The sequence below is a fragment of the Streptomyces sp. NPDC006265 genome (assembly GCF_040613555.1).
In the GTDB taxonomy this organism is placed as follows: Bacteria; Actinomycetota; Actinomycetes; order Streptomycetales; family Streptomycetaceae; genus Streptomyces.
This window is the reverse complement of record NZ_JBEXSH010001060.1, coordinates 1-2741: the sequence shown is the minus strand read 5'-3', so window position 1 is coordinate 2741 and position 2741 is coordinate 1. Positions and strand designations below refer to the sequence as shown.

The 2741-nt window shown below is 72.9% G+C and carries 2 protein-coding genes; both read right to left on the bottom strand.

The window, feature by feature from the left end:
• The coding region (locus tag ABZ281_RS45180; RefSeq protein ID WP_356664171.1) for an SWF or SNF family helicase at positions 1–921 on the bottom strand (921 nt) is incomplete at its 3' end.
• Entirely contained in the window at positions 918–2741 is a 1824-nt protein-coding gene (locus ABZ281_RS45175) for a DEAD/DEAH box helicase (protein ID WP_356664169.1), read from the bottom strand. The genes ABZ281_RS45180 and ABZ281_RS45175, both read right to left, overlap by 4 nt.

Genomic DNA, 2741 nt, shown 5'->3' with positions numbered 1-2741 from the left:
CCAGCCGCATCCCGACCCGGCGGCCAGCCGGTCGGTCGTCTCCAGGCCGGGAGCACCCGCGGCCAGCCGCACCGCGTCCTGCGCCGACGTCAACTCCACGTCGGAGCCGGCCTGAAGCGCTCCCCTGAGCAGGCCGTGGGCCTGTACGGCGGTGCGCGCGGCCAGGAACTCCAGCGCGGCCGGGTCGATACCGGAGGCGGGTGGCGTCTCGGTGTCGAGGGACGGCGGTACGCCCGGCTCGACGGGGAGGTCGGGCAGGGGCGGCAGCGGGGGAAGGATGTCACCGGCCGCGTATGCCTCGGCGGCGTCCACACCCTCCGGAGTGGAGGCCTCCGCGACGGACGTACCGCTACGGGCCTGGAGATCGTCCAGCAACGAGCTCTCGGCGCGCCCCCGCATCAGCAGCAGCACGAACGGGTCCTGGTCGAGCAGCCGGGCCACCTGGTAACAGAGCGCCGCCGTGTGCCCGCAGTGGTCCCACGCCCCGCAGTCGCACTTCGGCTCCAGGTCGCCCAGGCCCGGCAGCAGTTCCACGCCCGCCTCCGCCGCGTCCTCGACCAGGTGCGGCGGCATGTCCCGGTCCAGCAGCGCCGCCACATGACCGGCCCGCTCCACCGCCATGTCCAGGAAGCGGTCCCACTGCCGGGGCGAGAGCGCCTCCAGCAGGACGTCGGCCCGGTGCGCCGTGCGGTCGCGGTCCTGGACGACGGCCGTGAGCCGCCCGGGGCGCACCGACACCGCCCCGACCGCACCCGCGCGGGCGAGCCGACGGCCCGTCTTGAGCTGGGCCGAGTCCAGCGCGGTGCCCTCCAGGGCCGTCAGCCAGGCCTGGCCCCACCAGGTCTGCGCGAAGCCTCTCCCGTGCGCGGGCGGCAGTGCCGCGAAGGTGCGTTCCATGTCGCCGCCATCGTGCCGAGTCATCGCAGGCCCCCTCGCAGCGCGACCAGATCCGCCAGTTCCGCGTCCGTCAGTTCCGTGAGTGCCGCCTCACCGGCGCCCAGGACCGCGTCCGCCAGCTTCCGCTTGCGCAGCAGCAGTTCGGCGATGCGGTCCTCGATCGTTCCCTCCGCGATGATCCGGTGCACCTGCACGGGCCGCAGTTGGCCGATGCGGTACGCGCGGTCCGTGGCCTGTGCCTCGACGGCCGGGTTCCACCAGCGGTCGTAGTGCACGACGTGCTCGGCCCGGGTGAGGTTCAGCCCGGTGCCCGCCGCCTTCAACGACAGCAGGAACACCGGCACCTCGCCGTCCTGGAAACGCCGCACCATGGCCTCGCGCCGGGCGACGGGCGTCCCTCCGTGCAGGAACTGCGAGGGCGTGCCGCGGGCTGCCAGATGCCGTTCGAGGAGGCGGGCCATCTGCACGTACTGGGTGAACACCAGCACGCCCGCCTCCTCGGCGAGGATCGTGTCGAGCAACTCGTCCAGCAGCTCCAGCTTCCCGGACCGCCCGGAGATCACCGGCCGCTCCTCCTTGAGGTACTGCGCCGGGTGGTTGCAGATCTGCTTGAGACCGGTCAGCAGCTTCACGATCAGACCCCGCCGGGCCATGCTGCCGGCGCCGGCGATCTCCGCGAGAGCCTCACGCACCACGGCTTCGTACAGCGCCGCCTGCTCCCGGGTGAGCGACACGGCGTGATCGGTCTCGGTCTTCGGCGGCAGCTCGGGCGCGATCCCGGGATCCGACTTGCGGCGGCGCAACAGGAAGGGCCGTACGAGCCGGGCCAGCCGGTCCGCCGCGGCCAGGTCCTGACCGCCCTCGACGGCTTCCGCGTACCGCCGGCGGAAGGTGACGAGCCGGCCCAGCAGCCCCGGAGTCGTCCAGTCGAGGATCGCCCACAGTTCCGACAGGTTGTTCTCCACCGGGGTGCCGGTGAGCGCGATACGCGCGCGTGCGCCGATGGAACGCAACTCCCGCGCGGTCGATGAGTACGGGTTCTTCACGTGCTGGGCCTCGTCCGCCACGAGCATGCCCCATGGCACACCGGCGAGCCGGGGCGCGTCCAGACGCATCGTGCCGTACGTGGTGAGCACGAACTCCCCGTCGGCCAGGCCGTCCAGGCCGCGCCGCGCCCCGTGGAACCGTCGCACCGGTGTACCGGGCGCGAACCGTTCGATCTCGCGCTGCCAGTTGCCCATCAGGGACGTGGGGCAGACCACCAGGGTCGGTCCGGCGGACCCGGCGTCCGACTGCCGGCGCAGGTGGAGGGCGATCAGCGTGATCGTCTTGCCCAGCCCCATGTCGTCGGCGAGACAGCAGCCCAGGCCCAGGGACGTCATACCGGCGAGCCAGTTCAGGCCCCGCCGCTGGTAGTCCCGCAGGGTGGCGGCAAGGGCGGCAGGCTGCTCCACGGGCTGCTGCGCCTCGGGGTCCGCGAGCCGCTCCCGCAGAGTCTTCAGCCATCCTGTCGGCCGCACCTCCACCCGACGGCCGTCCACCTCCGCCCAGCCGGTCAGGGCCGCGCCGAGGGCGTCCACCGGTGTCACCTTGCGGTCCTGCCCGGAGCGGGCCAGGCGCGCCTCCTGAGGGTCGATCAGGACCCACTGGTCGCGCAGCCGCACCAGCGGGCGCTTCGCCTCGGCGAGACGGTCCAGCTCCTCACGGTCCAGCCGTCTGTCACCCACGGCGAACGACCACGTGAAGGCGAGCACCGTGCCGTCCAGCCAGTCGGTCAGCGGCGCCGCGCCGATGAACACGAACACCCACTGCGCGTCGACTAGTTCAGTCTGCCCGCTGTCCAC